Source organism: Coleofasciculaceae cyanobacterium (genome assembly GCA_036703275.1).
Lineage (GTDB): Bacteria > Cyanobacteriota > Cyanobacteriia > Cyanobacteriales > Xenococcaceae > Waterburya.
Window position 1 is genome coordinate 1 of record DATNPK010000044.1, and the last position, 6,649, is coordinate 6,649.

Annotated in this window: 7 protein-coding genes and 2 pseudogenes; 5 read left to right on the plus strand and 4 right to left on the minus strand. The window is 39.1% G+C overall.

Annotated features, from left to right (window positions below):
- The first annotated feature begins 100 nt into the window (after positions 1 to 100).
- Genes V6C71_08890 through V6C71_08905 form a run of 4 tightly spaced genes read left to right on the plus strand, consistent with a single transcriptional unit; the run spans position 101 to position 1,881 of the window.
- A complete protein-coding gene (locus tag V6C71_08890) occupies positions 101 to 394 on the plus strand; it encodes a hypothetical protein (GenBank protein ID HEY9768607.1) in 294 nt (97 codons plus the stop codon).
- Positions 395 to 403: 9 nt separating this feature from the next.
- A complete protein-coding gene (locus V6C71_08895) occupies positions 404 to 613 on the plus strand; it encodes a GNAT family N-acetyltransferase (GenBank protein HEY9768608.1) in 210 nt (69 codons plus the stop codon).
- A gap of 51 nt (positions 614 to 664) precedes the next feature.
- Entirely contained in the window at positions 665 to 1,369 is a 705-nt protein-coding gene (locus V6C71_08900) for an urease accessory UreF family protein (protein ID HEY9768609.1), read from the plus strand.
- A 38-nt stretch (positions 1,370 to 1,407) separates the two neighbouring features.
- The gene (locus V6C71_08905) at positions 1,408 to 1,881 is read left to right on the plus strand and encodes a YchJ family protein (protein ID HEY9768610.1); all 474 of its coding nucleotides are present in this window, start codon (positions 1,408 to 1,410) and stop codon (positions 1,879 to 1,881) included.
- A 95-nt stretch (positions 1,882 to 1,976) separates the two neighbouring features.
- Here V6C71_08905 and V6C71_08910 read toward each other — a convergent pair whose 3' ends face one another.
- Together V6C71_08910 and V6C71_08915 are read right to left on the minus strand one after the other, a co-directional pair.
- Entirely contained in the window at positions 1,977 to 2,273 is a 297-nt protein-coding gene (locus V6C71_08910; GenBank protein ID HEY9768611.1) for a transcriptional regulator, read from the minus strand.
- Between the two features lie 127 nt (positions 2,274 to 2,400).
- Positions 2,401 to 2,586 (minus strand): type II toxin-antitoxin system HigB family toxin, encoded by a 186-nt coding sequence (locus tag V6C71_08915; protein HEY9768612.1) that lies wholly within the window; start codon positions 2,584 to 2,586, stop codon positions 2,401 to 2,403.
- A gap of 346 nt (positions 2,587 to 2,932) precedes the next feature.
- Here V6C71_08915 and V6C71_08920 point away from each other — a divergent pair.
- Positions 2,933 to 4,589 (plus strand): annotated as a pseudogene (locus V6C71_08920) (IS1182 family transposase).
- 241 nt (positions 4,590 to 4,830) lie between these two features.
- On the opposite strand, the pseudogene V6C71_08925 reads toward V6C71_08920, so the two are convergent.
- Positions 4,831 to 5,497: pseudogene (locus tag V6C71_08925) on the minus strand (IS6 family transposase).
- 361 nt (positions 5,498 to 5,858) lie between these two features.
- A complete protein-coding gene (locus V6C71_08930; GenBank protein HEY9768613.1) occupies positions 5,859 to 6,197 on the minus strand; it encodes a hypothetical protein in 339 nt (112 codons plus the stop codon).
- Positions 6,198 to 6,649 lie beyond the last annotated feature (452 nt).

Genomic DNA, 6,649 nt, shown 5'->3' on the forward strand with positions numbered 1-6,649 from the left:
TCAACGCAGCATTAAATATTTTAGCGGTCGGGCAGACCGTGTTTGCTTGTGGATCTGGCTCTAGCGGGGATGTGTCTTTGACAGATTTAGCTATCCAGGGATGAATCAAGAATCCCACTCATTCATGTGTGGGAGTGTCAAGATTAGCGTTAGATTTGCCACGCCTGAGGACGTATCTTTAATCTATAAATTTATTCAAGAGAAAGCAGACTTTGATCGTAGTGTAGGAGCATATTCAGGGGTAATTGCCACTTCTGAGGACAAGATAAGCAAAACAATTTTTCGCCATAATCCTTTTGCTTATGTTCTTTTTGCTGAAGCGGATCGAGATGTAATTGGATTTGCACTGTATGGATTTAGATACTCTTCCTTTGCTGGACAACCGAGTATTTAGCTAGACGATCTGTATATCGAGCAAAACATGAGAAGCGAAGGTGCAGGAACTTTATTAATGAATAAATTACAGCAAATTGCTGATGAGAATAACTGCACTCATTTAGCATGGACGGCAGATGCTAGAAATATTCGCGGATTAAAGTTTTATCGACGCTTGGGTGCTGAAGTTAGCGAACAAAAGGGCGATCGCTGTTTGTTTAAATGGACTCGATCATAAATAAATTATCGATCTTCAATCAATCGTTACTACTCAGATATAAAGCATTAAGTGAACACTCAAGCATCAACCATTAAGCAAAAGCTTACTTTAATTCAGTTAGCGGATTCCTTTTTTCCTTCTGGATCTTATACTCTATCCCATGGCTTAGAATCTTTAATTCAACAAGACCAAATACAGCAGCCTCAAGATTTAATCGCCTTTCTACAAATACTTTTAGCCAACAAAATTTCCACCTGCGATTTAGTAGCTTTGATTCATGCCTATCGCGCTAGTGCAGCAGATGATTTAGAACAGGTAAAACAAGTAGAAGCGCGACTATATGCTCAAACTTTAATCGAAATCACCCGAAAAACTCAGATCCAAAGCGGACGAGCATTACTCATGGTGGCACAGTCTACCTGGCAACATCCACAATTAGAAACTTTAGAGCGCTCGCGTGCTTTAAATCAATTCTACTGTTTGCATCCTATAGTTTTCGGTGTGGTAGGTAGCATCGCTGGTTTAAATTCAACCGATACCGCCGTAGCATTCCTGCATGGTTTTGTTACAGGAGTGTTAGGCGCAGCAATTCGTTTAGGAAGTTTAGGACATTTGCAGGCACAACAAATACTTTTACAATTAGCACCAGATATCGAGGCAGCTTACCATACAGCAGCTTCGATCGAGTTAGATGAAATGTGGACTTGTACCCCGACAATCGATCTTGCCCAGATGCACCACAGTAAACTAAGCACCCGACTATTTGCCAGTTAAATTACAATCAATAAAGCTTGATTACCAAACTGAAAGTAATGCCCCAAGAATCGTTATGTTCCTGTGGAAGTAAAAAGCAATATCAATACTGTTGTGGAATGTATTTATCTGGTAACAAGAAACCAGATACAGCAGAAAAGCTCATGCGATCGCGCTACACTGCTTTTGAGCGAGGTAATATTGACTATCTTATTGAAACTCTGCATCCAGATAAGCGACAGCCTAATGACGAGCAAGAATTAACTAAAAGTATTAACCATACCCAGTGGTTAAGTTTAACTATAATTGAGACAAAAAAAGGCAAAAAAAATGATGCGACTGGCATCGTAGAATTTGAAGCAGTTTATCAAATAAATGAGCCAGCACAACTCCACGAACGCTCTAGGTTTATTAGAACTGATGGACATTGGTTTTATCTAGATGGTGATATTTTACCTGGAACAATACCCAAACCAAAAGAGCCATGTTGGTGCGGTAGTAGGAAGAAATACAGGCAATGTCATGGAGTTTAATTGATGACGACAATCTATATCATTATCATTGCTCGAAAACATTTAAAATGTAGTACTTTTAGGTATTTACATTCACTACTAATTATTCCCTTTAACTAAATAAACAGTCCAACATCGACAGCGAAAAATTCAGCTAAAGCTTTTGCCTGGGCTTTGCTAATACTGCGTTTACCATTAACTACTTCTGAGACAACACCTCTCGAACCAATTACACCAACTAAGTTTTCTTTGATTTCATTTGATTCCATTAGATGTAGCAGCATAGAATGGGGCGTTCCCTCGCCCAGGGGATAATTTTCGTTCTCGAATTTTTCGATTAAGGTAACTAATAATTTGAGGATCGCATCTTCTTCTAAACTTCGATTGACTTTGTGTTCTAATTCCTGTGCCAATTCAATAGCGCGATTGCGAAGGACGCGTTAGCTAATCCTTTAGGGCTAGCCGAAGGCATCGTTTTCTGCCTCGGTTTCAATAACTTTGGGTTGATATTTAGCTAGTAACTGGACGTAGTCTGAGGGGTTAATAGTAAGGGTCATTTTTCCATTTATCCTTGTCGTATTCAGCGTGAGTCAGAATGTACTTGATATAAATTCTTTGATGCTCATAAATAATATTGACAATTAAACGATAGCGATTCAATACTTCTCGTTTAAGCTCAAAATCAAGTAAAGTAAGAATTATTTTGGGAAGACAGAAAAATTGCAACGCCCGAGAATTCTCGTTGATTAGCCCGTCGGTGGAAGCGTCAGAAGTTTTCCAAGCAATTCAAACAGTAATCATTCCAGAAGCGATTGAAAACTCGTTATAAATTTCTGTACCAAATAAACTAGAGTTCAATTGATACAAACTGATAATCGCAAAAATTGGCTGTTGAAACCTTCACTGTGTAAAGATTACAACGCTAAGGCTGTAATCTTTACACTTGCTGATACCGCTGATTAACTTAACATTGAGATAAAAGGCGATCGCGAACTTTGAAAGATATAAGGACTAAAAATGACTTAAATTGAGCTTATAGGTAGTCAAAAAAGTTTTGGGAGAGTCATTCATTATGGTTCTACATCGTCAATCAATCAAACCCATCCCATCTCTCACCAAAGAAATAGCCACAAAAGCTTTTCCCAAAGGGAATCTTTACATGAGTCTGAGAGATGAATTAGGTACATTTTATGATGATGAGGATTTTGCCTAACTTTACTCGGATGAAGGTCAGCCAGCATTAAGACCCTCTAGTTTGGCTTTGATATGTGTGATGCAGTATATGGCTAATTTATCTGACAGAGGTGCAGTTGAAACTATCGCTGCCCGTATTGATTGGAAATATGCTTTGGGACTCGAATTGACTGACCCTGCTTTTGACTCCTCACTCTTAAGTTTATTTCGTTCTCGATTGTTGAATGGTGGAAAAGAACAACTTCTACTCGACAAGCTTTTAAAACGCTGTCAGGAACTCAAGCTAATTAAAGTCAAAGGAAAAGCTCGAACCGATTCCACTCATATCTTGGCTGCGATTCGTAATCTCAATCGCCTTGAATTCGTTGGTGAAACATTACGTTGTGCTTTAAATGCTTTAGCTATAGTTGTTCCAGAGTGGTTGTCAAATATAGTCACCCAAGACTGGTTTGAACGTTACAGTAAACCAGTTGAAGAATCTCGTTTACCTAGAGGAACAGAAGCTCGAAATGATTATGCAGCAATAATCGGACAAGATGGCATGAAAATCTTAGAGGCTATTTGTAATGAGCAGACTACACCGCAATGGCTCAGAGAGATTCCTGCAATAGAGACTTTGAGATATAGCTTGGATACACCAATACTGGATTAATAACGGTCAACTTTGTTGGCGCAATCACAAAGATTTACCTCCTGCGGGAAGTCACAGCAATTCCCCTTATGATACTGAAGCTTGTTATGGTAACAAACGACATACTTCTTGGCTCGGTTACAAAGTACATCTAACTGAAACTTGTGATAAAAAGCAAGTTCATTTAATTACCAATGTTCAAACAACACAAGCCCACTCTTTGCGATGTAGATCAAACTGAATCCATTCATCAATCTTTAGCTGACAAAAAATTATTAACATCTGAGCATTTGGTTGATGCGGGTTATGTTGATGGCACTTTGTTAGTTGAGAGTAAGCAACAGCATGATATCGAATTAATTGGACCAGTCCGTGACAACGTGAGTTGGCGCAGTCAAAAAACCCTGATGCTTACGATCTTAGTCGATTCAAAATTAATTGGAAGACCAAACAATCTACTTGTCCTCAAGGAGTTAAGAGTAACAAAAAGTGGAGTACTCATCAAGACCAATGGGATAATACTGTCATCACGATGAAGTTTCCCAAAGGTTCTTGTCGAGAGTGTAAATTTCGTCACTTATGCACCCATTCTAAGACTGAACCTAGAGAAATCAACGTTAGACCTAAAGACGAGCATTTGGCTATTGTTAAAAGACCAAAGCAACAAAAAACTAAAACATGGTCAAAAAAATATAATCAGCGTGCGGGAGTTGGAGGAACTATTTCTCAAGGTATTCGTGGTTTTGGTTTACGAGAATGTCGTTATGTGAATTTAGATAAAGTCCATTTACAACACATATTTACTGCGACTGCGATGAATGCGGTTCGTTTATTTGCGTGGTTTGAAGGTGTTCCTTTGGCTAAAACTCGCATATCTTCTTTTGCTAAATTAGCTCCTGATTAATAGAGACGATCTTAGATTTTGGAGAGCGCTTTTTTGGCTTTTGTTAAGTTCCTCAGCAATATCAGCAAGTGTATAAATTACAAGCCTAAGAGTGTAATCCTTTCACGGTAAAAGTTTCAACCGCCTATTTTTGCAATAACCTGTTTGTATCAATTGAACTTTAGTCTATTTGGTACGGAATTTTTTGGGTTGTGTTGCAAAAAGTTGTTGAGGACAGAAATCTCGTTGAAGAAGGAATTGACTAGGCAGCTATTTCAAAGATTTCAGCAATGAATTTCACCCGCTCTTTGACGGCTCCTTTGTCCACATTTTTAATTTGACCTTTGCGGATCATATTCATAATTTCGTATCCCCTGATTGTTCGTCGCGCCGTGTTGAATGAGCCAAATCCCATAGCTGGTTTAACTAATCGTTTTATACTTCGATGATCTTGTTCAACAATGTTATTCAGATACTTTTTCTGCCTTAATTTCACTTTTTGAGACAACTCTTTGTCCGCTTTGAGTTCATCTATTGCTTTCGGATAAGCGGCATTCTTATCTACAGTAATCATCCTTGGGCTTTGAACATGAATGGCTTTCAAGGTTTTGCGAAAAAAACGTTTGGCGGCAGCAGCGTCGCGCTTAGCACTCAGCAGAAACAGAGAGAGTATTTCCAACTGAATCAACTGCTCGATATAGATATTTCGGCTTTCCCTTGACTTCAATATATGTTTCGTCCACTCGCCATGAATCATTAGTTGCTCTCAAGTGAGGTCGGCAACGCCGATCTATTTCTGGTCCGTATTCTTGGACTCACCGAAACACTGTTGTGTGATGCACATCCATTCCCCGCTCGTTCATTATTTCTGCTACTTGGCGGTAACTGAGCGGATAGCTACAGTACCAGCGCACACAACGCAGAATGATTTGCGCTTGATAGTGCCGCCATTTGAAGGGGTTGGACTTGGACCATGAGAGTAGGTGAAATTGAGTTACAGGTTTTTCAGCTTACCACCTCCTCTACTTTTTGCAACACAACCAGATTTATTGCTTTTAGCCCGAACCGATAAAGTTTCTAGTTTTGAATTTGAAAGAATTAATTTGACAACTCTACTTACAGACTTGGTTAATTTATACAAACCCCAAGCACAAACTAAACAAATTGAACTCAAAGCTGAGATTGAAAGTGACTTATGGTTGAACGGGGATAAAGCAAAATTAGCAAGAGCCTTTACTAATTTGATTCAAAACGCGATTCAATATACTCCTGCTGGGGGAGAAGTGCAAGTTACTGGGAACAGAATCGGTAAAGAACTAAATCTAATTCGACATCGGAATCAAGTGTCAAGGGAAAATTAATCTTGCTACCAGGAAAAAGTACGGAAAGTTCGGTAGAAGGAGTTAGGCTGAGATCTAATTCTGCTGCTAGTTGTTCGACCCAAACTAAACCGTTAGAAAAGCGTCCTTCAAAATACGGTGGGCTGGGTGGAGTAAGCGGAATGTCTACATCAAAAAGCTCGTCAAATGGTTGAGAAGCTTTAGTTGCATTGAAGATGTTTCCTGGATCGGAAAGACTATCGCTAAAAACGTATGTATAATTTGTCGAATTTTGGTAATTCGTCAACATCGAACTTGTTATTATCTAGAACACTACTAATTTGATTGTCAAACATACTAGAACGAACGAATTAAATTGGCAGATGAGCTTTAGTCTCGACCATAATACTAAAGAATAGAGATGTCTAAATACTTTTAGTCATAATTCGATATGAATTTTCAAGAAGCTTGTGCTAGTTTTACTTCTCAATCTTGCCAAATGGTTGCCCCCATCTGCTCCAGTTCTCTTTGTTAAACGGTGACTGCCATCTAAGAATCAATTCTCGCTCTAGCTTCGCGTCGTCCTTTAGGAGTCATGCACGGGCAAGCGCTTGGAGCGTAATCGCCTGAACATTTAACTCAAAGGCTGACAAAAAGAATCAGCCCTGGCTAAATAAACCAGGACTCGATTGTTGAGAGTCTAGAAAACGATGATGGTGGTGGGAATCTTAGTAGCCGTAGCTATAAGGAATGTACTGATTT

What these genes read in the sequence shown, in the direction of transcription:
- V6C71_08930 (HEY9768613.1), bottom strand. Translation starts at nt 6,197, where the DNA reads ATGTTGACGAATTACCAAAATTCGACAAATTATACATACGTTTTTAGC.
- V6C71_08905 (HEY9768610.1), top strand. Translation starts at nt 1,408, where the DNA reads ATGCCCCAAGAATCGTTATGTTCCTGTGGAAGTAAAAAGCAATATCAA.
- V6C71_08890 (HEY9768607.1), top strand. Translation starts at nt 101, where the DNA reads ATGAATCAAGAATCCCACTCATTCATGTGTGGGAGTGTCAAGATTAGC.